This is a genomic window from Mesorhizobium sp. PAMC28654, assembly GCF_020616515.1.
GTDB lineage: Bacteria > Pseudomonadota > Alphaproteobacteria > Rhizobiales > Rhizobiaceae > Mesorhizobium.
Genome location: NZ_CP085135.1, coordinates 2993386 through 3016059 on the forward strand (window position 1 = coordinate 2993386; position 22674 = coordinate 3016059).

The 22674-nt window shown below is 63.6% G+C and carries 21 protein-coding genes; 3 read left to right on the forward strand and 18 right to left on the reverse strand.

Annotated elements, in window-relative coordinates; translation table 11 throughout:
* Positions 1–77: 77 nt before the first annotated feature.
* The 12 genes from LGH82_RS14750 to LGH82_RS14805 all read right to left on the reverse strand — a co-directional run bounded on the left by LGH82_RS14750 (position 78) and on the right by LGH82_RS14805 (position 14327).
* Positions 78–344, reverse strand: a complete 267-nt coding sequence (locus LGH82_RS14750) for a BrnA antitoxin family protein (RefSeq protein ID WP_227349156.1) — start codon at positions 342–344, stop codon at positions 78–80.
* A gap of 130 nt (positions 345–474) precedes the next feature.
* Complete coding sequence (locus LGH82_RS14755) at positions 475–1995, reverse strand: SRPBCC family protein (protein WP_227349157.1); 1521 nt, start codon at positions 1993–1995, stop codon at positions 475–477.
* Complete coding sequence (locus tag LGH82_RS14760; protein WP_227349158.1) at positions 1995–2432, reverse strand: SRPBCC family protein; 438 nt, start codon at positions 2430–2432, stop codon at positions 1995–1997. Before LGH82_RS14760 ends, LGH82_RS14755 begins: the two co-directional genes overlap by 1 nt.
* A gap of 219 nt (positions 2433–2651) precedes the next feature.
* Positions 2652–4838, reverse strand: a complete 2187-nt coding sequence (locus tag LGH82_RS14765) for a flotillin family protein (protein ID WP_227349159.1) — start codon at positions 4836–4838, stop codon at positions 2652–2654.
* Positions 4839–4915: 77 nt separating this feature from the next.
* Complete coding sequence (locus LGH82_RS14770; RefSeq protein ID WP_227349160.1) at positions 4916–7123, reverse strand: ABC transporter permease; 2208 nt, start codon at positions 7121–7123, stop codon at positions 4916–4918.
* Positions 7116–7901 carry an ABC transporter ATP-binding protein gene (locus LGH82_RS14775; RefSeq protein WP_227349161.1) on the reverse strand — a complete coding sequence of 262 codons (786 nt, stop codon included), beginning with the start codon at positions 7899–7901 and terminating at the stop codon, positions 7116–7118. The genes LGH82_RS14770 and LGH82_RS14775 overlap by 8 nt, the downstream gene beginning before the upstream one ends.
* A gap of 26 nt (positions 7902–7927) precedes the next feature.
* Positions 7928–9175 (reverse strand): ABC transporter substrate-binding protein, encoded by a 1248-nt coding sequence (locus tag LGH82_RS14780; protein ID WP_227349162.1) that lies wholly within the window; start codon positions 9173–9175, stop codon positions 7928–7930.
* A 51-nt stretch (positions 9176–9226) separates the two neighbouring features.
* The gene (locus tag LGH82_RS14785; protein WP_227349163.1) at positions 9227–10255 is read right to left on the reverse strand and encodes a branched-chain amino acid ABC transporter permease; all 1029 of its coding nucleotides are present in this window, start codon (positions 10253–10255) and stop codon (positions 9227–9229) included.
* Positions 10252–11253: a branched-chain amino acid ABC transporter permease gene (locus LGH82_RS14790; RefSeq protein WP_227349588.1), complete on the reverse strand. Its 1002-nt coding sequence runs from the start codon at positions 11251–11253 to the stop codon at positions 10252–10254. Before LGH82_RS14790 ends, LGH82_RS14785 begins: the two co-directional genes overlap by 4 nt.
* A gap of 44 nt (positions 11254–11297) precedes the next feature.
* Complete coding sequence (locus LGH82_RS14795) at positions 11298–12620, reverse strand: metal-dependent hydrolase family protein (RefSeq protein WP_227349164.1); 1323 nt, start codon at positions 12618–12620, stop codon at positions 11298–11300.
* Between the two features lie 52 nt (positions 12621–12672).
* Positions 12673–13452: an alpha/beta fold hydrolase gene (locus LGH82_RS14800; RefSeq protein WP_227349165.1), complete on the reverse strand. Its 780-nt coding sequence runs from the start codon at positions 13450–13452 to the stop codon at positions 12673–12675.
* Positions 13449–14327 (reverse strand): fumarylacetoacetate hydrolase family protein, encoded by an 879-nt coding sequence (locus tag LGH82_RS14805; RefSeq protein WP_227349166.1) that lies wholly within the window; start codon positions 14325–14327, stop codon positions 13449–13451. Before LGH82_RS14805 ends, LGH82_RS14800 begins: the two co-directional genes overlap by 4 nt.
* Positions 14328–14534: 207 nt before the next feature.
* Here LGH82_RS14805 and LGH82_RS14810 point away from each other — a divergent pair, with 207 nt between their 5' ends.
* On the forward strand, positions 14535–15206 hold the full coding sequence (locus LGH82_RS14810; RefSeq protein ID WP_227349167.1) for a FadR/GntR family transcriptional regulator: 672 nt from the start codon (positions 14535–14537) through the stop codon (positions 15204–15206).
* 29 nt (positions 15207–15235) lie between these two features.
* On the opposite strand, the gene pobA is transcribed toward LGH82_RS14810, so the two are convergent.
* The 6 genes from pobA to pcaD are packed head-to-tail and all read right to left on the reverse strand — an operon-like array spanning position 15236 to position 20050.
* Entirely contained in the window at positions 15236–16408 is a 1173-nt protein-coding gene (gene pobA, locus LGH82_RS14815) for a 4-hydroxybenzoate 3-monooxygenase (protein WP_227349168.1), read from the reverse strand.
* Positions 16408–17460, reverse strand: a complete 1053-nt coding sequence (locus tag LGH82_RS14820; protein WP_227349169.1) for a 3-carboxy-cis,cis-muconate cycloisomerase — start codon at positions 17458–17460, stop codon at positions 16408–16410. Before LGH82_RS14820 ends, pobA begins: the two co-directional genes overlap by 1 nt.
* 12 nt (positions 17461–17472) lie before the next feature.
* Positions 17473–18087, reverse strand: a complete 615-nt coding sequence (pcaG, locus tag LGH82_RS14825) for a protocatechuate 3,4-dioxygenase subunit alpha (RefSeq protein WP_227349170.1) — start codon at positions 18085–18087, stop codon at positions 17473–17475.
* Positions 18087–18842, reverse strand: a complete 756-nt coding sequence (gene pcaH, locus LGH82_RS14830; protein WP_227349171.1) for a protocatechuate 3,4-dioxygenase subunit beta — start codon at positions 18840–18842, stop codon at positions 18087–18089. Before pcaH ends, pcaG begins: the two co-directional genes overlap by 1 nt.
* Positions 18832–19245, reverse strand: coding sequence for a 4-carboxymuconolactone decarboxylase (gene pcaC, locus LGH82_RS14835; RefSeq protein ID WP_227349172.1), 414 nt, complete (start codon positions 19243–19245; stop codon positions 18832–18834). The genes pcaH and pcaC overlap by 11 nt, the downstream gene beginning before the upstream one ends.
* The gene (gene pcaD, locus LGH82_RS14840; protein WP_227349173.1) at positions 19238–20050 is read right to left on the reverse strand and encodes a 3-oxoadipate enol-lactonase; all 813 of its coding nucleotides are present in this window, start codon (positions 20048–20050) and stop codon (positions 19238–19240) included. Before pcaD ends, pcaC begins: the two co-directional genes overlap by 8 nt.
* A gap of 93 nt (positions 20051–20143) precedes the next feature.
* Here pcaD and pcaQ point away from each other — a divergent pair, with 93 nt between their 5' ends.
* Positions 20144–21061: a pca operon transcription factor PcaQ gene (pcaQ, locus tag LGH82_RS14845; RefSeq protein WP_227349174.1), complete on the forward strand. Its 918-nt coding sequence runs from the start codon at positions 20144–20146 to the stop codon at positions 21059–21061.
* A gap of 288 nt (positions 21062–21349) precedes the next feature.
* Positions 21350–22666: an ABC transporter substrate-binding protein gene (locus LGH82_RS14850; RefSeq protein ID WP_227349175.1), complete on the forward strand. Its 1317-nt coding sequence runs from the start codon at positions 21350–21352 to the stop codon at positions 22664–22666.
* Positions 22667–22674 lie beyond the last annotated feature (8 nt).

A 22674-nucleotide genomic window follows, 5' to 3' on the forward strand; every position in this document is an offset into this window, starting at 1 on the left:
AAAGGCAATTTCCCGGATTTTCCGGCAAAGAAACAGATCTATTTCGCCGTTTCTGCCGTGGTGCGGTCGTTGCGCGCTCAGTCGTCATTCGAGCGGTCGCCGGTCGCGACCGGATTCCCGGCCACGACCTGCCGGAGCGCTTCGTTGATGCGATCCTGCCAACCCGGCCCGTCCTCCTGGAAATGGTCCAGCACAGCCCGATCGATGCGGATCGAAACCAGCTCCCTGACATTGGGAGCCGCCGGTGCCTCACGAACCGGCGCCGGCGCCGGCTTCTTGATCGGCTTGAAGGCGGCCTCGGCGGCTTCCATCGGGTTTGTCGGTCGGCGCGGCGGGTTTACCATGGCGTGTCCTGACTGCATGAGGGCTGTGATGCGCCACAATAGCCGATATGGCAGCGGCGCACAGGTCGGCGCAGAGGGTTTCCACCATTGACCGACCGCTGCGTCGTGAACCGCGAAAAAAGGCAGTGCCTCAAACCGTCAGCACCAGGGCTCCGGTTGTGCGCCGCGATTCGAGATCGCGGTGAGCCGCTGCTGCCTGCGACAGCGGATATCGCGTCGGTGGTTCGACCCTGATCACCCCCTGCCGTAGCGCCGAGAAGAAGCGGTTGACATGCGGCGCGAGCTTTTCCGGCGTGTCGGTGTAATGCGCATAGTTCGGGCGCGAGATGGTGATCGACTTCGACGAGAACCGGCCGATATCCCAATTGCCGACCGGGCCGGAGGCCTGGCCGAAACTGACGAGGTGACCGCGAACGCCGAGCGCCGCCAGCGAACCGCCGAATGTGTCATTGCCGACCGCGTCATAGGCAACATCGGCGCCCGCACCGTTGGTCAGCCGCATGACCGCGTCGGCGAAATTCTCGCGCGAATAGACGATGACGTGATGCGCCCCCAACCTCTCAACAATGCGCGCCTTGTCGTCGCTCGATACGGTGGCGATGACGGTTGCGCCGAGATGGCGGGCCCATTGCACCAGCAACTGGCCGACGCCGCCGGCGGCCGCGTGGATGAGAACGACGGAACCGGGGCGCGCGGCATGGACATCATGGAGCAGGAAACTCGCGGTGACGCCCTTGAGCAGGCCGGCGGCGGCAATCTCGTCGGTAACGTCATCCGACAGATGAACCAGCAGATCCGGCGCCATGTTGCGCCGTTCAGCATAAGCGCCAACCGGCGGACAGGCATAGGCGACGCGATCGCCGACCATGAAGCCCGAGACTTCCGGGCCGACGGCTTCGATGACACCAGCGGCCTCCATGCCGGGCACGCCAGGTGGCTGCAGAAGGTCGAAATAGCCGGTGCGGCAGTAGACATCGATGAAGTTGACGCCGATCGCCGTATGGCGAATCCGCACTTCGTTGGGCCCGGGCGGCGGCAATCCGATTTCGGTGAATTGGAGGACTTCCGGGCCGCCATAGCGTTCTACAAGCACCGCCCTGGTTCGTTCAGCCTGGCCGGGCGCGATCGGCGATACCGCGCGCGGCGCGCTTGCGGATGGCGCCGGGACGACAATCGTCCCAGGTGGCCTCGCCTCAACGGGCGCGGCCACGGTCTTGCGCCACAGCAATCTGCGAACAGCCTCAAAACCGGCCTGATAGATTCCTTCGGTGACCAGCTTGACCAGTTCGTCACGCCGGTGCGCGGGCGGCTGGAATTCGGAAGACCATTCCCAGAATGTGGCGTTGCCGTCGGTCACCGGCTTCAGCCGGACAGACGCGACATAGCCCATCAGCGGCAAGGGCGCCTCGAGCAGGCAATAGCTCAACCGCCGGTCCTTGTCGGACAGCGCCAGCAACTGCTCCCGCAACTCACCGCCATCGGCCAGCCGGAAATGCCGCACCGCCCCGACGGCATCAACGGGGTCACCACCCTCGATCTCGCTGAAAGCGATCGCCGGGTGCCAGCGGTCATGGCTGTTGAAATCGCGCAGGATGGCCCAGACGTCATCGATCGGCGCATCGATGATGGTGCTCTGACGGACCTTGACCATCAGCCCCTGAAACGCTGCTTGAGCGCTGTGAATGCCGCCTGGAACACGCCGGTGCCGATCTGCTGCATGAGGGTTGCTTCCTGATCGGGGGCGCAATCGAACTCGGCCTGCCATTCGGCGAATGTCGCGTTGCCGTCGGTGATCGGCGTCAGGGAAAGCGTGGAGACATAGTTCTCCACGCCCATCGGACTTTCGAGGATCGCGTAGCTGCAGGACAGGTCATAGTCGGACAGCGCCAGCAGTTTTTCCCGGATGCGTCCGCCGCCCTTGAGCGTGAAACTGCGGATGCAGCCGATCTGGTCGGCCGGCGCATTCTGCTCGATCCGGCTCTCGGCAATGAACGGCGCCCAATTTGGAAGGCCGTTGAAATTGCGCACGACCTTCCACACTTCGGCAGCGGGCGCGGGAATGACGGAGGAGATATAGACCTTGGTCATGCTTGGAAGCCGGGGATGGAATGACAGACGTTGTGTCCAGGCATACCCCCCTCTGTCCTGCCGGACATCTCCCCCTCAAGGGGGGAGATTGCCAAGACTTCCATCTGCTCCGACATTCCGAATTTGGAGACTGGTGAATCCGTCGATGACGGCCGATCTCCCCCCTTGAGGGGGAGATGTCCGGCAGGACAGAGGGGGGCGCGAAGGAACACGACCGCCTCAGTGATCGCGGTCGTCATCATCGTCCTTGGCGGTCTTGCCCTTGCCCTTCTTGTCGCGGGTCAGGCTCGAAATATCCTTGGCGTCGCGCAGCACATCGGTCATGCGGCCAAGCGAACCGCCCTCGATACCGATCTCCTTCATCAGACTGTCGATCATCGGCGCCTGCACCCGGTAGCGCAGGGCGGAATCGATGACCTCGTCGGTGACATTGCGGTTGCCGCCCTGGCCGCCATTGAGGCCGTCGACATGCAGGATCTTGATGCCTTCGATCTTCTCCATCGGCTTGACGCTTTCGCGGATGATGCCTTCCATGTGGTCGAGCAGCTTGCCACGCAGGCGACCGGCGCGCGCCTCGTTGGAAAGCAGGTTCTCGGCCTCGTTGAGCTGGCGATGGCCGGCTGCATCGACCTCGTAGCGCTGGGCCGCCGCGAGGGCGTGGATCTTCTCCGACTCGGCCGAGGCAACGGCCGCGATCTTCTGCGCTTCGGCGAGGCTCTTGGCCGCCTTCATCTCCGCATCGGCGGCGGATGTGATACGCAGAGCCTCGCGCTCCGCCTCGCGCGCAGCACCAATCAGATCCGTCAGCTTGCGTCGCTCGGCGATCTCGCGTTCGCGGGCGGTGAACGCCTGTTCCTCGGCCTGGACGGCCTTGGCGCGAACGGCTTCCGAAGCCGCTATCGCCGAAGAGCGCTCCTGCGTCTTCTTGGCGATGTCGATGGCCTTCTGGATCTCGGCGATCTCGATCCTCTGGTCGCGTTCGACACCCATTTGCCGGATATCTCGATCCTTGATCAGCCGCGCTTCCTCGATGCCGCGCTCGGTGGTGATGCGAGCACGCTCGACCTCTTCGCCAGCCGAGATCTCGGCTTCCTCGAAGGCCTGCCGCTTAGCAATCTGCAGCGCTTCGAGATGGCGCTCGCGTGAAATCCTGACCTCGTCGATGGCACGGTCCTGCGCGATCCTCGCCGTCTCGGTCGCCTGGTTCTCGACGATCTCGGCGCGGCGCTTTTCCGCCTCGGCCTTGGTGACCTCAAGCGCTTTTTCGGCGAGTGTGATCTGGCGTTCCAGTTCGGCGACTTCGAGCAGCTTCTTGCGTTCGATCTCCAGCTGGCTCTGCGCGCCTTCGCGCTCGATACGAGCCCGCTCCAGGGACAGTTCGAGCGCTATCTGCTCGCGTTCCGTCAGCTCGCGCATCTTCATCTCGGTCTCGTCGAGCGAACGGCGGCGCGCGATCTCACGGCGCTGCGTGTCTTCCTCGCTCTTGATGCGCTCCTCGGTGATGTTGCGCTCCTGGTTGAGGCGCGATTTCTCGACGGCTTCGCGTGACGATAGCTGTGCCTGTTCGGATTCCTGGTCGCGCAGCGCGCGATCGATGGCGAGCTCAGAACGCTGGGCCGCACGACGGATCTCGACTTCACGCTCCTGCTCCAGGCGGGCATATTCGCTGTCGCGGTCGATCTCCAGCACCTTGCGCTGGGTGTCGAGGTTCTGGTTGCGGATGTCGACCAGCGTGCGCTGCTCAATCTCGTTGCGCATGCGGCGCCGGGTCTCGATCGACTCCGTCAGCTGCGTCAGGCCCTCGGCGTCGAAGGCGTTGGAGGGATCGAAATATTCGAGGCTGGTCTGGTCGAGATCGACGATGGCGACGCTTTCCAGCTCAAGGCCGTTGGCGGCAAGCGATTCCTCGGCGAGCCTGCGCACCTTGGCGGCATAGTCGCCGCGCAGTTCGTGCATCTCTTCCAGCGTCATCTGGGCGGCGACCGTGCGCAAGGCGCCGGCAAACTTGCCTTCGAGCAGTTCGCGCAGGCTGTCGGGCTGCAGCGTGCGGCGGCCAAGCGTCTGGGCGGCGGCCGCGACCAGCTCTCGGCTGGCGCCGACACGGACGAAGAACTCGGCGATCAGGTCGACGCGCATCCGGTTCCTGGTGATCAGTGCAAAACCGTCCTCGCGGCGCACCTCGATGCGCAGGACGTTCATGTTGACGGGCGTGATCTCGTGCAGCACCGGAATGACGAAGGCGCCGCCATTCACCACCACCTTCTCGCCCATGAAGCCTGTGCGTACGAACGCCGTCTCCTTGGTCGAGCGGCGATAGAGCCATCGCAGGATGTAGACGGCGATGACCACGACGACCGCGGCGATGATCAGCCACAACAGGAAAGCGCCAAAGATCTGCGCGTCCATTTTCTACCCTCCCAGACAGGATGCGGTCAGCCAAAGGCGACCGGCATCAAATTCATAAACCCATTCGCTCCAAGTCATCATGCTCGCCTCTGCAGCTTTGGCGTGATGGCGTGGAACGCGTTGATCACCGCGTCGACGAAAGGCGTGTCGTTGATGTTTGCCCGGACGCGCTGGACGACACGTTGCGATGTCGGGCGCACGGTCTTCTCGATCGCCTCGAACAGCGCATTGTCGGCTTCCGGATCGCAGAACGGCTGGCCGGGCGAGTCGAGCATCGACACACCGCCTTCGGGCAAAAGAAAACGAACCTGACCGTTCATGGCGTTGAGGCGTGCGCCGATCCATTCGCCGAACGCGCGGTTCTCGTCGCGGGTGGTGCGCATCAAGGTGACGTTCGGATTGTGGATGACAAACTTCCGGGCGCGGAACTTCTCCGGCACGCTGTCGCGCGAACCGAAATTGACCATGTCCAGCGCCCCGGTCGAGCCGACATAGGGCAGGCCCGTACGGATCGCCGCGCCAAAGCGGTCGTCGGTCGCCGGGAAGACGCCGCCAACGATCATGTCGGCCACCTCGGTGGTGGTGAGGTCAAGGAAGGCGGAGAGCAGCCGTGAGTCCGCAAGGTTTTCCATCGCGCGCCCACCGATGCCGGTGGCGTGGAAGACGAGGCAGTCATAGTCCCCTTCAAGCCGCTTCGTGACCGCCTGCACCGCCGGCGTGGTGACGCCGAACATGGTTATGCCGACAGCCGGGCGCGCCAGCTTGCGTTTTGCTTCCCACGCCTCGCCGGTCGGCAATTGCGCGACCATGCCCGCCATCGCATGAGCGGCATTGCCGAGCACGGCTTCGGTAATCGAATTCAGCCCCTGAACGTCGGCGACCGAATGGAACATCATGATGTCAGCGCCGCCGACATATTTGGCGACATCGCCGGCCGCCACCGTCGAGACCATCAACTTGGGAATGCCAACCGGCAATACGCGCATGCCAGCCGTCGCCAGGGTTGTGCCACCGGAGCCGCCGGCCGAGATCACGCCGCCGATGCGCGGCTCGCGTTCGATCCAGCGCGCGAAGGCCTCGGCCATCGCCGCCACCGAGCCGCCGCGATCGCCGGACATGACGGCGGAAGCACCCCGCGCATGCATGCTTGCCACCTGCATGGCAGGAACATCGGCGCTCGACGGTTTGCCGGAGGTCGACAGGTCGACCGTGCGGACCGGAATGCCCAAGGACTTGAGGCGATCAGCGATGAAGCGCAATTCCTTGCCCTTGGTGTCGAAGGTACCGGCGACGAGTACGGTCCTGCCGATCCGCTCGGCAAAGGGAATGGCGAAGACCTTTTTCAGGTCGTCGCGAGGTGCTGTCTTGTCGACCGCCGCCTGGCGCATGGCCGTCACCGGCACGTTCCAGCGGTTGGGCAGTTCGGTCACCGGGCGGTAGATGCCGTCTTGCGGGACGCCTTGCGACGCCCCTCGGTCAATACGATAGACTTCGGCCAGTTGCTCTTGCGCCTGGGCCGCGGCCGCGGGGGTCACGGCGGGCTCATCGGAATGGCGGCCGACGCCTAGCAGGCGCTGCTGCAACTCCCGGTCGGCGGCAAGCGCCGACGCTTCCATGATGCGGTTGATGCGCCCGTTGACCATGATCGCGACGCGATCGGACACGGCTGTCGCGACGCCGATATTCTGTTCGATGACGAGGATCGCCATCTCGCCTTCCTCGGCCAGCGTCACCAGCATGCGCTCGACCTGCTCGACGATGATGGGAGCCAGCCCCTCGGTCGGCTCGTCCATGACCAGCAATCTGGGATCGCTCAGCAGTGCGCGAGAAATCGCCAGCATCTGCTGCTCGCCGCCCGACAGCTGCGAGCCACCATTGCTCCGGCGTTCGGCAAGGCGCGGAAAGGTCTGGTAGATGCGCTCGACCGTCCAGCTTGCATCGCGCCGGTTGCCGGCTGCCAGACGAAGATGTTCGTCGACGGTCAGGCTCGGCCAGACGCGACGGCCCTGCGGCACATAGCCTACGCCGAGGCGGTGGATTTCATGCGGTTCAAGCGACGAGATTTCGCGGCCGTCGACCCGGATCGATCCCGACTGCGCGCGCTTCAGACCGGTGATGGTGTTGCACAGCGTTGTCTTGCCCATGCCGTTGCGGCCGACGACCGACAGCACGCCGCTTTCCAGCGTCAGCGACACACCCTGCAGCGCATGGCTTTCGCCGTAGTAGACCTGCAGGTCCTCTATCTTGAGGACCGCCTTGCCTGAAGGTGCCGGGCGTTCAGCCATGCTTGCCTCCGAGGTAGATTTCCTGGACCTCGGGATCGGCCTCGATCTCCTGCGGCGTGCCCTCCTTGAACAGGCGGCCATTGTGCATCATCGAGACATATTCCGACACGCGCAGCGCCACGTCGAGGTCATGCTCGATGATCACATAGCCGATATGCTTGGGCAGGCCGTTGAGGATTGTCACCAGGTCGCGGCGCTCGGTCGGCGACAGACCGGCCGCGGGCTCGTCGAACAGGATGAAACGCGGCGCGCCGGCCAGCGCCAGCGCGATCTCCAACTGCCGCTGCTGGCCGTGGCTCAGCGTCGCCACCAGCGTATCGCGATAGGTTTCGAGATGCACCGCGTTCAGGATCGATTCCGCCTGCACCATGTTCACATCGGTGACCCGTGGGCGCAGCAGCGAGAAGCGGCGGCGCGACACGCCGCGACAGGCGAGGAAGATGGAATCAAGGACGGACAGGCCCTTGAACAATTGTGAGATCTGATAGGTGCGCCGCAGGCCGCGCCGGATACGCTCATGCGGCGGCAGGTCGGTGATGTCCTCGCCAAAGAAGCGGATACGTCCGGCCGTCGGCAGGAAGTCGCCGGTCACGGCGTTGAACAGCGTCGTCTTGCCGGCGCCGTTGGAGCCGAGAACCGCGCGCCGCTCGCCGGCCGCGATCCTCATGTTGATACCCGAGAGCGCCACCAGTGCCCCGAAATGCCGCGCCACGCCGTCAAGCTCCAGCGCATAGGCGCCGGTGCTCTGGAGACGGTTTGCTGCGAGGCTTTCGGTCACTGGCGGCTACGCTCCAAGGTCAGTTGTTACGGGCAGCTCGGATTGTCGCGGTTGACCGCGCCGAGCTTCATGAACTCGTCTTCGGGAATGCCGAGCGTCTGGTTGACCTGCGGCACGACCTTGACCAGCTTGTTCATGAGATTGCCGTCCGCGCCTTCGGTGACCTCGGTCAGGAAGATGTCGGCGATCGCGTTGCGGTTCTTGTCCAGCGACACCTTGCCGGTCGGCGTGTCGAAGGAAAGCTTCGACAGTGCGTCACGCAGCTTCACACCGCCATCGGAAACATCGCCGCCAACCTTGTCGAGGCCGAGCAGCGTCGCCTTCATGTCGACGTAGTAGCCATGGGCAAAGAGCGAGGGCGAGGGAAAGGCGCCCGGCTGCTTCTTGTAGGCCTCGACAAACGTCTTCCATGCCGGCGAGTCATTGGTGTCGGCGGTAGGACCGGCCGACGGCGTGCCCTTGAGCACATCGCGCAGCTTGCCTTTCGAGGTCAGCACCGTCTGGTCGACGGTGATCGAGCCGCCGATGAGCGGCGCGGTACCACCGCTCTGCTGATACTGGGTCAGGAAGTTGACGGCATCGGCGCCGCCGAGCGCGACATAGATCGCATCGACGCCTTCAGGAATGGCGGCGATGACCGAGGAGAAATCCTTGTTGCCGATCGGCACCCAAGACTTCGACGGTACATGTCCGCCGGCCTTGCAGAACTCGGCCATGAAGCCGAAGACCTGCGTGTAGGGGAAGGAATAATCCTCGGCGACGGTCGCGACCTTCTTGTAGCCCTTGTCCTTGAAGGCATAGGTCCCGAGGCCCGCCATCCACTGCGCGCCATCAGTCGAGAAGCGGAAGAAATTGTCTGCCGGATCGCGCAGCGTCGTATCCTGCGCGGCGGACGTGCCGTTGATGAAGGTGACGTTCGGCTGGGTCTTGGCATAGTCCTTGACCGCGATGCCTTCGTCACCCGAGAGCGGACCGACCAGCACCTTGACGCCGTCCTGCTCGACCAGCTTGCGCGCCGCGCGTACGGCGCTGTCGGGCGAGGCATCGGACGAACCCTTGACGATCTCGACCTTCTTGCCGGCGACAGTGCCGTTCATCTCGGCGACCGCCGTCATCGCGCCACGCTCGCCGTCCTCGCCGAGCACCGTGAACGGCCCCTCGAAGGTGGCAAGCAGGCCAATCTTGATCGTATCGTCGGCAGCCAGCGCCATCGAAGGCGCGGTCAGCCCGGTGAACACCGCCAGGGCCAGCAATGTACGTCTATGCATCCTCATGATTTTCCTCCCGTTGATTTCATTTTGCAGTGGTTCATTCCGTTCCGTCCGCTAAGGGCCGGAACGTAAGGACTCCTGGGCAAACTGTGGCTTGATCCTCCCCCACAACCCAAGAATTCCATCCGGTGAGACGAAGACGATCACCAGGAACACCATGCCGATCAGCGTGTTGAAACGCTCGGCGCCGACAATGTCGATGGCGAAAGTCTGCATCAGGACGACGACGACCGCGCCGAGAAACGGCCCGATCGGATGGCGCAAGCCGCCGATGACGGCGATGATCAGCACGTCGATCGCCGCGTCGACACCGATGGTGCCCGGCGAGACGCGGCCGTTGAACCAGACCAGCAGCACGCCCGCGAATCCGGCAATGACGCCCGCCAGCAGCCAGGCGAAAACCTTGTGCGCTGTGACGTGATAGCCCAGCGCGCGCATGCGGCGCGGATTGTCGCGGATCGCCTGCAGGGTCATGCCGAAGGTGGAGCGCGAGCCGTAGAGCACGGCCGCATAGGATAGCACGGCCAGACCGAGGCAGAGATAGTAGAATGGCCGGGGATCACGCCAATTGACGCCCCAGAACGCCGGCGCCCGGATGCCGGCATAGCCGGAATGGCCGTTGAAGATGGCGTAGTTCTGCTGCGCGAAATAGTAGGTCGCGGTAGCGATGGCCAGTGTGATCATGATGGTGTAGATGCCTTCGGTGCGCACCGAAATCCAACCGATGAGCGTCGACGCCAGTGCCGCCGCGAGAACCGCGAAGGGCACCGCCAGCCACCACGGCCAGCCGAAACCCAAAATGTTCGAATTGTTGTTGCCGAGGATGGCGATGGCGTAGGCGGCGATGCCGCCGACCGTGATCTGCGCCAGGCTGACCATGCCGCCATAACCGGCGAGCATCATCAGCGAGAGGCCGAGCATGCCGAAGATCAGCGAATAGCCGCCAATCTGGGTCAGGAAGAAGTCCGACGCCACCAACGGATAAAGCACCAGCACGACGGCGAGGATGATGTGGCCGGAGCCAAGCTTCTCCAGCCAGTTCTTTTGAGGCGCGGCGCCATCCGCCGGGATCGTCAGGCTCATCGGGCTTTCCCCATGATGCCTTGTGGCCTGACCGCCAGCGTCACCACCATGATGACGAAGGTGAGCACGATGCCGTAGGTCGGGAAGTAGACGAGACCGATCTGCTCGGCGAGGCCGATGAGCAAGGCGCCGATAGCGGCGCCGGTGATCGAGCCCATGCCGCCGACGATGACCACGACGAGCGAGGCGAGAAGGTAGCGGACGTCCTCGCCGGGTGCGACCGACAGTGCGGAGCCGCCAACGACACCGGCAAAGCCGGCGAGCCCGGCGCCAACGGCAAAGACGATGGCGAACACCGCGTGCACGTTGACGCCCGAGGCCGAGAGCATGGCGCGGTCGTCTACGCCGGCGCGGATCATCATGCCGACGCGCGTCTTGTTCAGCATCAGCCACAGGCCAACGCCAATGACGATCGCCGCCGCGAGCACGACGATGCGGTAAAGCGGATAGGTGAGGAAGACCGTGGCGCCGTTGGAGCGAACCGCCGTGATGACCGGCAAGGTCAGTGCACCGTCGAGCCATTCTGGCGTCGTGATCTGATAGGTTCCGCCGGCCCACACCGCCAGCATCAGGTCGGCGGCGACGATGGAGATGCCGATGCTGACCAGGGTCTGGCGAAGGTCGTCACCCTCCAGGCGACGGAAGACGAAGACCTGCATGACGACGCCGACAAGAGCGAGCACCACGAAGCCGGCGGAAACGCCGAGCAGCCAGTAGCCGGTACGGCTGGTAACCTCGTAGCCGATGTAGGCGCCGAGCAGATAGAGCGAACCATGCGCGAGATTGACGTTGCGCATCAGGCCAAAGATCAGCGTGAAGCCGCTGGCGACCAGGAAATAGAGACCCGCCAGCGTGATGCCGTTGAGGATCGCGCTGACGAAAGCCTTCTTGGAGATCAGGATGGCGTTCAGCCAATCCGGCCAGACAGCAAAGACCAGCCATGCAATGACAGCGGCGACAAGAAGCCCGAAAAGGCCCCATGCCTGCCGGCCCGTCATGCCGCCGCCCGAAATGTCGGGCGAAGATGGCCGGTCGAGAATGCTCATGCGGTCAGCCGGCGGCGCTGTTCGTTGATGCGCGGCGCCTTGTGGAACTTGCCGTCCTTCATGATGGCGAGGATACGGTTCTTGTCCTGCAGGATGCGCACGTCGGCGATCGGGTCGCCGTCGATCAGCAGCATGTCGGCGAGATAGCCTTCCTTGATCAGGCCAAGCTCGTCGCCCATGTTCATGATCTGGCCGCCATATTTGGTGCCAGCCTGGATCGCCTCCATCGGCGAGAAGCCGAGCATCTCGACGAAGGTCTGGATGTCCCTGGCGTTGGTGCCTTGCGGCGTCCAGGCAAAGCCATAGTCGCCGCCGATGCAGACGCGGATGCCGCGCCGGTGCATCTTCTTCATCGTATCGATGCACATTTCGAGCTCGCGCTCATATTCGAGCGACAGCGGCGAACCGGGCTTGATGCCCCATTGCTCGGCGTGGCGCGCGGTGTTGATCAGCCATGCGATGCCCGGCGCGACAAAGTGCTTGTCCTTGACCGCCTCGAGCATGTCGAGCGCTTCCTCGTCGGCGAAGGACGCATGGTAGATGTTCTGGATGCCGTGGCGGACACACTGCTTGACCGAGCCGGAGGAGCGCGCATGCGCCGACAGCACCTTGTTGCGGCAGCGCGCCTCGGAGGCTGCCATGGCCACCTCCTCCTCCGACATCGGCGTCTCCTCGGCGCCCATGCCGGTGATGCTCTCGCCCGACAGGTTGAGCTTGATGGAATCGACGCCGTATTTGATCAGCTGGCGCACGGTGCGCCGGATCTCTTCCGGGCCCGAAACGACGATGCCGAGATTGAGGCCTTCGTGGGGAATGTGTGAGGGTGACGAATCGCCGAGGCCGCCGACCGTGGTGATCTCCGGGCCCGCCGCGAGATAGCGCGGTCCGGGAAACCGACCCTGGTTGATGAACTTCTTGGCCACGACATCGAGGCGCGGCTTGGCGGCCGCGGCACCCCGCCCGGCGGTGAAGCCGGCATCGAGCACCAACTTGGCCATCTCCATGGTGACCAGCATGTGCTCCTCGACCTCCATCATCTGGATTGGGTCGATGCCCGGTGCATTGTTCCACGATAGATGCAGATGTGCGTCGATCATGCCGGGCATCAGCGTCGCGCCCATGCCGTCTATAACCGTGGCGCCACCACTGTGGGACGAAGACGAGCCGTAGCGCGACGAGCCCTTGGTGATCTGCTTGATGCGGTTGCCCTGCACCAGCACTTCACCGGTGTATGGATATTCACCGGTGGCGTCGAGCACGCGCACATTGGTGAACAGCGTGCCGGTCGAACTGTTCCCGTTCCAACTGTCGTCTGCCATAACAAGCCTCCCAACTTGCCGAGCGCGTAGTTCTACGCTCGATCAAAAACCCTCACCTATCAACCCGTCTCAAAAAATCGGCGAGCTTCTGGCTGCTTTCGCGCGGGCTCTCCACCGTAGCCCAATGTCCGCACCGATCCAGCGAAGAGAATACGGCGCCCTTGATCTTGTCGGCAAGCGCCTGGGCGACACCCTGCGGATTGACCGTGTCGGCATCGCCGGTGACCAACAGCGCTGGCGCCGAAATCCGCCGTGCATCGACAGCGGTCGCCTTGGCCAGGGCCTCGCAGGTGCGGGCATAGGACTCCGGATCCTGGCGCGTGATCGATTCCCGCACAAAGGCAACGGCCGCCGGCGAAGTTTCCCTGGTATGCGCCGAAATCGCGTTGGCGACGATCTGGTCGGCGATGTCAGCAATGCCACCGGACCGCGCCAGGCGAGCCCGATTGGCGAGACCTTGCCGCGTCGCCTCCGCCGGTTCCGCCAACGCGCCGAACAGCGCCAGCGAGGCGACCAGCGACGGCTGCGAGGCCGCCATCTGCTGGCAGACGATGGTGCCCATCGAATGGCCGACGAGATGCGCCTTGGTCACACCCATGCCGTCCATGGCCCGGATAACCGCTTCGCTCATCATCTCGATGGTCAGCGGCTCGATCGGCCTTGCCGAACGTCCGGAACCCGGCAGGTCGATGCGCACGACGCGATAGCCGGCCAGTGCCGACATCTGCGGCTGGAACATGTTCGACGTTCCGCCAAGGCCGTGGATCATCACCACCGGCATGCCTTCGCCGGTGACTTCCGCGACGATGGGGCCGACGGTGACGCTTGTCATTGGGCGCGCTCCGCAAATCTGTTTTCCAATGTGCCGATGCCGTCGATCTCGACACGGACGACGTCACCGGCCTTCAGATATTTCGGCGGGTCGAAACCGATGCCGACGCCGGCCGGCGTGCCCGTTGCAATGATGTCGCCGGGCTTCAGCGTGATGCCTTGCGACAGCGTCGCGATGATCGTCGGGATATCGAAGATGAGCAACGATATCCGGGAATCCTGGCGCAGATCATCATTGACGAAACAACGGATGCCCGCGGTTTCGAGGTCGAAGTCATCCTTGGTCACCGCCCATGGCCCCATCGGGCAGAACGTATCTTGCGATTTGCCGATCAGCCACTGGCTGTATTTGCCTTGAAGGTCGCGAGCGGTGACGTCGTTGACGATCGTGTAGCCCCAGACATGATCGAGCGCATCCTCCTTCGAGATACCGCGCCCGCCCTTGCCGATGATGACGGCCAGTTCGGCCTCGTAGTCGATGGCTGTCGAAACGGAGGAATCGATCAGCACACTGGCATGGTTCGCGACGACCGATTCAGGGACCTTGGAAAAGATGATCGGGTGCTTTGGCACGGCACCCGCGCCGGCGCTGGAATCAAAACCGCTGCGGGCAAATTCGTGTGCGTGTTCGTGATAATTCTTGCCGACGCAAAAGATGTTGCGGCGCGGCAGCGGGATTGGCGCCTCGATCTCGACCTGGGAAAGCGGGATCGACGAAAGAGTGCGTGGATTGCTCACGCCGTTGCGCTCGATGAGCGCCAGGATGCCCGCCTCGGCGCGCTCGACCGGAAAATCGAAAGGCGCGACGGTCTGGGCGTCGAGATCGACCATACCCACACGGCGCTCACCCGCGATCGAAAATGTCGCGACCCGCATCCAGTTTCCTCCCTGAACCTTTTTTGAACCATATCTGGCTCTTTCGCTACACGCTATAGCCCATTGGTTCATACTTCAAGGGGATTTTTCGTTTCCCAGCTCTACAAAACCAACATATTTATGAATGCAGCCGATCTGAACGCTGGACCAAACCGTAATCATTTGCTATTTTTGGTTCAACATTGGATCAGATTAAGCTAGCCCCGAATGCCGAAAATCGTCGCCAACGACATTGCCACAGTGCTCAGGAAGCGCATCTCATCCGGCGAATGGCTTGAACTGGGACGCATGCCGCCGGAGCGTGACCTTGCGGTCGAATTCGGCGTCGCGCGCAATACCGTGCGCCGTGCCGTCGGCTTCCTCGAGGATGATGGGACCGTTGTCCGGCATGTCGGGCGCGGCACTTTTCTGACCGCGCCCAATCCGACGTCGATCACCTCGATGGTCACGCGGATGGAAGGCACCAGCCCCGCCGACATGATGGAGATCAGGCAGTTGCTCGAACCGGCAGCCGCTGCCTTTGCCGCGACAAACGCCAGCGCGGGGGAATTGAACGCGGTTCGCGAGGCCCACCAGACCGCATCCGATGCCACGGACATGCCGGAGTTCGAGCATTGGGACGCCGAATTCCATCACCGGGTGTTCGCCTGTTGTCGCAATGACTTCCTGAAAGAGATCCACAATCTCATGCGCGCCATCCGCAACCAGTCGCCCTGGTTCGAAATGAAGAAGCGCTCATTCTCGGAGGAGCGCCGCTTGGTCTATTGCAACGAGCATCAGGCAATCCTGGATTGCCTGTTTCACCGCGACCCCGAGGGCGCGAAGAAGGCGATGCTCACCCACCTGCGGACAGTCGAACACAACCTTCTGGGCCGGTAGAACACGACCGACGCGGCGCTGTCTGAGTGTCAGTAGGGCAGGCCGACATAGTTCTCGGCGAGAGCGGTCGACGCTGCCTGCGAATGCACGAGGTAGTCGAGTTCGGCTTCCTGGATACGCTGGCCGAATTCGCCGGTGTCGGGAAAGCGGTGCAGCATCGTCGTCATCCACCAGGAAAAACGCACGGCCTTCCAGACCCGCGCCAGCGCCTTGCCGGAATAGGCTTCGATACCGGCCACCGACTTGTCGGCGTAGAAGTCGCGCAAGCCGGCAAACAGATAGCGCACATCGCTGGCGGCGAGATTGAGACCCTTGGCCCCTGTCGGCGGCACGATGTGGGCAGCGTCGCCAACCAGGAAAAGCCGGCCGAAGCGCAACGGCTCGGCAACGAAGGAGCGCAGCGGCGCGATCGATTTCTCGAAGGACGGTCCGGTGACGACGCTTGCCGCCGTCTGCTCCGGCAGGCGGCTGCGCAGTTCATCCCAGAAGCGGTCGTCGGACCACGCCTCGACACGGTCATCCAGCGAGCATTGCACATAGTAGCGGCTGCGGTGCGTTGACCGCATCGAGCACAGCGCAAAGCCCCTGCTGTGGTTGGCGTAGACCAATTCGTGATCAGCTGGCGGCACTTCGGCCAGCATACCCAGCCAACCGAACGGGTACTGCCGCTCGAAGGTCTTTAGCGCACGCTGCGGCACGGATTTTCGGCTGACGCCATGATAGCCGTCGCAGCCGGCGATGAAGTCGCAATCGATGCGATGGGAGACTCCGTCCTTTTCGTAGGTGACGAAAGGAGCCTCGCCGTCGAAATCGTGGAGCGCGACATTCGCCGCCTCGTAGATCGTAATCAGTCCCGCCGCATGGCGCTGGTCCATCAGGTCATGGGTCACCTCGGTCTGGCCATAGACGGTGACGTGCTTGCCACCGGTCAGCGCCGCCAGATCGATACGGTGCAGGTGACCATCAAAGGCGAGCGAAATGCCGCCATGCGGCAGGCCCTCGGCATGTAACCGCGTGGCTGCGCCCGCGTCTTCAAGTAATTCGACGGTGCCCTGTTCGAGCACGCCGGCACGCACGCGGCCAAGCACGTGCTCGCGGCTCGAACGTTCGAGAATGACGGTTTCGACGTCAATGCCGGCCAGGAGTTGCCCGAGCAGCAAGCCGGATGGTCCCGATCCGACAATGACGACGTGTGTGCGCATCAGCGTCCCAGGCTTTCGATCTGCCCGGCCAGTTCGGCGGCGAGCCGCAACGAGGCTGCGGTCGCGACGACCATTTGCGGCAGCAGAAGCCATTCGAGCGTCCACGCCACGCCCGACCGCTCCTGCTCGTGGACCAGCGCCTGGTGCATGCCGGACACTTGCGTGGCGTTGAAACGGGCAAGCGCCACCAGGGCCTCGGCCTTCACCGGATTCTGCTTGTGCGGCATGGCTGACGAGCCGCCACCGCCCGAAAGTTTGATATCGATGACACTCAGCGCCATCAGCGCGATGTCCTGGCCGAACTTGCCGAGACTGCCGGTTACCAGCGACAGCCAGCCGGCGAAATCGGCGAGCGCGTCGCGCTGGCTTTGCCATTGCGGCGCATCGCCAAGGCCGAGCCTGACGGCAAGCGCGGCGCGTACCAACGGCCCCTTGTCGCCCAACTTTTCCAGTGTGCCGGCGGCACCGCCGAACTGCACCACCAGCAAGCGTGCGGACTGTTCGACCAATCTTTCCCGATGCCGTTGCAACGGTGCTCGCCACGCATTGACGCGGTCCGACACCCGAATGGGGATCGCCGGCTGCATCCGGGTCATGCCGGTCAGCCCCCTGCTCCCGAAGCGATCCTCAAGCGCCGTAAGCCGCACGATGTTTTCGGTCAGAAGCAGGCCGAGGTGCTCGACCACGGATTTCAACCGAAGCATCAGGGCCGTATCGATGACATCCTGGCTGGTCGCCCCGAAATGAGCGGAAGCGCCATGCCGTTCACCGATCGCCGCGCGGATCTGGCGCACCAGTTCCGGAACCATCACACCGTCCTTGGCGACACCGGCCCGGAGCAATGCCGTATCAGGCCGGAACGAGGATAGCGTTGACACGATCGCGTCCGCCGCATCGCTGGCGATGATACCATTTTCGGCCTCTGCCTCAGCCAGCGCCAGCTCGAAGGCCAGCATCGCTGCAATCTCGGCCTCGACGGAGAAATGCCGTGCCGTCTCCTCGTCGCCGAAAAGGCCGGAAAGCAGCGGATGGTCGAAGGGCGATACGGTCATGTCCCGGGTCTCCTAACTGTCGAAGAAGACGGTTTCCTTCTCCCCCTGGAGATGGACGTCGAAGACATAGATGTCGCCATTGCGCTCGGCGATCAGCGTCGGCACGCGAATGCGATGCTCGATGCGCGCCAGGATCGGATCCTCGGCATTGGCCTTTTCCTCGTCGGAGAAATACAGCCGTGTCTGCAGGCCGACATTGATGCCGCGCGCGACGATCCAGAGACTGATATGCGGCGCCATCAGGCGCCCATCGCGAAAAGGCACGCGGCCGGGCTTGATCGTCTCGAACACGCAAAGGCCGGTGTCCATGTCGGTCGGGCAGCGGCCCCAGCCGAAGAAGTTCGGATCGGCCGTGCCGCGCAATTCGGCCGGCGAATTGTAGAGGCCCTCGCTGTCCGCCTGCCAGATCTCGATCAGCGCGTCCTTGAGCGGCGTGCCGGTGCCGTCAAGCACACGGATGCGCAGGCCGATGCGCTCGCCCCTGGTCTTGTCGTTGACCATGGTCGCGCCAAGGTCGCTCGCATAGACGCCACCTATGCCGCAGAAATTGGGCGTCAGTCCGATATGGACGTAAGGGCCCGCTGTCTGCGAGGGGCTTTCCTTGAGCCGACTAATGGATTGCGCCATCAATTGCCCTCCGGCCGATTTTCGAACAGCGACGAGCGTCGCCCGCGCAGCACGATGTCGAACTTGTAGGCGAGCGCATCCATCGGGATCGTCGCCTGCGTATCGAGGATGGCGGTCAGCGCTTCGATGGCCGCCTTGTCGGCGATGCCGCGCACGATAGGGCATTTCCAGATCAGCGGATCGCCCTCGAAATACATCTGCGTGATCAGCCGCTGGGCGAAGCCATGGCCGAACACCGAGAAGTGGATATGCGCGGGGCGCCAGTCATTGGGGCCGTTCGGCCAGGGATAGGGACCAGGCTTGACCGTGCGAAAGGCATAGCCGCCGTCCTCGCCGGTGATGGCGCGGCCGCAGCCGCCGAAATTCGGGTCGAGCGCCGCCAGATAGCCGTCCCTCTTGTGACGGTAGCGGCCACCGGCGTTGGCCTGCCAGAATTCGAGCAGCACGCCGGGAACGCCCATGCCACGTTCATCGAGCACCCGGCCGTATACGATGATGCGCTCGCCGATGGCGCTCTCGCCCGGCCTGGCGAAATTGTGGATCAGGTCGTCGTCCAGTTCGCCGAGCATGGCATGACCGAAAACCGGACCGGAGATCTCCGACAAGGTGTTGTCGAACGACAGCAGCGCCTTGTGCGGCGAGCGCAGCACGGAACTCTTGTAGCCAGGCGTCAGCGCCGGCGGATGCCAGGTCCGGTCGCGCTGGAAGAAGGCGCCGGTTTCCGGCCTCTGGTTCGAACCGGAGTCAGCGGACATGGCCGGCCTTGCCCCCATCCATGTCCGAAAACACCTCCTTGGCGATCTTGAAGGCGCGGTTGGCGGCCGGCACGCCGGCATAGATAGCGACATGCAGGAACGCCTCGCAGATATCGTCGCGCGACGCGCCGGTGTTGACTGTGGCGCGCACATGCATGGCGACCTCATCGTCATGGCCAAGTGCCGCCAGCAGCGCCAGGGTCACGATCGAGCGTTCGCGTTTCGTAAAGCCCGGCCGCGCCCACACCGTGCCCCATGCGGCCTCGGTGATCAATTGCTGGAACGGCTGGTCGAAATCCGTGGCGACCGCTTCGGCGCGGTCGACATGCGGATCGCCGAGCACAGAGCGCCGGACCGCCAGCCCGGCCTGGTATCGGTTTGCGTTTTGGGGAGCTTCATCCATGAGTTTTTGTTCCAGAGGGAAGCGAGGCGAGGAAATCGCGGATCAGGGCAACCATTGCGCCCGGTTGCTCGACGCAGGGAATATGGCCGGCGTTGCGAATGATCTCGAAGCGCGCACCGGGAATGAGGCCGGCCAGCGAGCGGACCAACTCGGGCGGCGTTGAGCCGTCCTGGTCGCCGACGATGCACAACGTGGGGATCGCGATACGTCTGGCTGCGTCGGTGAAATCGGCGTCGCGAACCGCGGCGCAAGTTCCGATGTAACCGGCGAGCGCTTGCCGGGTCAGCATGTTGCGGCAGCCGGCAAGCTCGGCTGAACGCTCGGAATGGAAGGCTGGCGTGAACCACACCTTGAGCACGCCTTCGGCTACGGCCTGGATGCCGTCGCGCTCGACCGTTGCGATGCGTGTGTTCCAGCTGTCGGCTGTTCCGATCTTGTGAGCGGTGTCGCACAATATGAGAGCGTCGATGATGTCAGGGCGCCGGGCACACAGGCCTTGCGCGATCAGGCCGCCGACCGACAGGCCGCAAAGTACGATATTCCTGAAACCGAAATGATCGATGAGGCCGGAGAGATCGTCGACATGGTCGTCGATGGAGCGGATGCCGGCGCCGATGTCGGAGAGCCCATGGCCACGCTTGTCGTAGACGAGCAAGGGCATTTCACCGCTCAGGGCGGAGGCTACCTCATCCCAGATCCGGAAGTCGGTGCCGAGCGAATTGATGAACACGATCGGGCGCGCATAGCCGTTCGCCTTGATATGGCGGTGGTGCAGCGCGACGCCGCCAATGTTGAGAAATGGCACGATTTCGATCCTCCAACGCCACATTGCACTAGGCGTTTGGTTCGGTAAAATGATATTTTGCGGCTTTTCGTTAACTCAGGGGTTATGTAATTCATGTCTGAAAGCCGCATCCGCTTCCGGCACCTCCAGGCATTCCTGGAGGTCGCGCGCCAGGGAAGCGTGGCCAGGGCGGCCGATTTCCTGCATGTCAGCCCACCGGCGGTGACCAAGACCTTGCGTGAACTGGAAGAGGCGCTGGGCGTCGCCGTCGTCGAGCGCGATGGGCGCGGCATCCGGGTGACACGCATGGGCGAGATCTTCCTTGGCCATGCCGGCACGGCGATCACCGCGCTGAAGCGCGGGGTCGATTCTGTCCGGCAGGACGGGGCCATCAACCGCCACCCTATTCGCATCGGCGCGCTGCCGACGGTGTCGGCTCGGGTGATGCCGCTGGCGATGAGCCTGTTCCTCAAGGAGAACACGGGGGCCGCGATCAAGATCGTCACCGGCGAGAACGCGGTGCTGCTCGAACAGTTGCGGGTGGGTGCACTGGACCTTGTCGTCGGGCGGCTTGCGGCGCCAGAAAACATGACCGGGTTCTTCTTCGAGCATCTCTATTCCGAACAGGTGCTGTTCGTGGTGCGGTCTGGACACCCGCTGCTGCAGCCGGACCAGGACGTGTTCGCCCGGCTCGATGAATTTCCCGTGCTCATGCCAACGCGGGAATCAGTGATCCGTCCCTTCGTCGACCGCCTGTTCATCACCAACGGCATGACGGCGCCGGCAACGGAGATCGAAACCGTCTCGGACTCCTTCGGCCGCGCCTTCCTGCGGCAAAGCAATGCTGTCTGGATCATTTCCGCTGGCGTCGTCGCCAATGAGATCAGCAGCGGCGCCTTCGTCGCCCTCAACGTCAACACGGACGAAACCAAAGGACCGGTCGGCCTGACGATGCGAACGGACATTGCCCCCTCGCCGGCCTTCTCCATCCTTCTCCAGACCATTCGCGAGGCCGCAAGCCAGGGCAAGTGAGCGCGGCCGGCCTGGTTCGACGGCGACAGTCTCGAAGCGATGGAAGGCGGCGTCTTGCCACGACTCGTTTCCATAACCCTCAGGTTAATGAAACGCCGTAAAATATCATTTTACCGAACCAAAACCGTGGTGCAATGTGGCGATGGAGGATCAAAACCATGCCATTCGCCAGCATCGGCCGCGTAGCGTTGCGCCGTCGTCATGGACCGGCAACAGCGACGACCGGGTGGCATAGGCGTTGAACAAACCGGCGTTCGCCTTGGGCGTCGCCAACAAGGGAGGACTCACATGACCGACGGTATCGAGAGCAAATCCATCATTCGCGGCGTCTCGCGGCGCCAGTTCATCGCGACGTCCGCGGCTGGCGGCGCGGCACTCGTGCTCGGTGGTCGCAAAGCCTTCGCGCAGGCAGGCGACACGCTCAAGGTTGGCTTCGTCAGTCCGCGCACCGGACCGCTCGCCGGCTTCGGCCAGACCGACGGTTATGTGCTCGACCTCGCCCGCAAGGCGCTGGCCGGCGGCCTCGAAATCGGCGGCAAGAAATACAGCGTCGAAATCGTCGACCGGGACACGCAGTCCGACCCGTCACGCGCTGGCCAACTCGCCAAGGACCTGATCAACAACCAGGCCATCGACCTGATGCTGGCCGTCTCCACGCCCGAGGTCATCAATCCCGTGGCCGACGCCTGCGAGGCGGCCGGCGTGCCGTGCCTCTCGACGGTCATGCCATGGGAAGCGTGGTATTTCGGCCGCGGCGCCAAGCCCGGCGCGCCCTCGCCTTTCAAGTGGACCTATCATTTCGGCTTTGGTGTCGGGGAGTTCTTCAAGGCCTACATCTCTCAATGGAACCTGATCGAGACCAACAAGAAGGTCGGCGTCATGTATCCCAACGATGCCGACGGCAACGCCATCCGCGCCAATCTGGCGCCGCTGCTGGCCAAGCAAGGTTTCACCATCATCGATCCCGGCGCCTATGAGACCGGCACCACCGACTATTCCTCTCAGATCGCGCTGTTCAAGCAGGAGGGGGTCGAGATCTTCAACTCCTTCCCGATCCCGCCGGATTTCGCGGCCTTCTGGCGACAGGCGGCGCAGCAGGGCCTGACGCGACAGATCAAGATCTGCCAGGTCGCCAAGACCGGGCTGTTCCCGTCGGACATCGAGGCGCTCGGCGATCTCGGCATGAAGATTTCGAGCGCCGCCTATTGGCACAAGGCCTTCCCCTACAAATCGCCGCTGACCGGCGTCTCGGGCACGGAACTGGCTGACGGCTACGAGGCTGCGAGCGGCAAGCAGTGGACGCAGCAGCTTGGCGCCTCGATGTCGCTGCTCGACGCCGGCTTCGAAGCGCTGAAGGTCAGCACCAACGCCAAGGACAAGGCGGCCGTCGCCAAGGCACTGAGCACGCTGAAGACCGAGACCATGATCGGCAAGGTCGATTTCACCAGCGGGCCGGTGGCCAACGTGTCGCCCGGCCCGATCATCGGCACGCAGTGGGTGGCGGCGAAGGAAGGAGCCAAGTTCCCGCTCGACTATGTGGTGACCGAGAACGCCACCGACCCGAAAGTGCCCGTCGAGGCCAAGCTCCTGCCTTACAACGGCTGATGGACCGC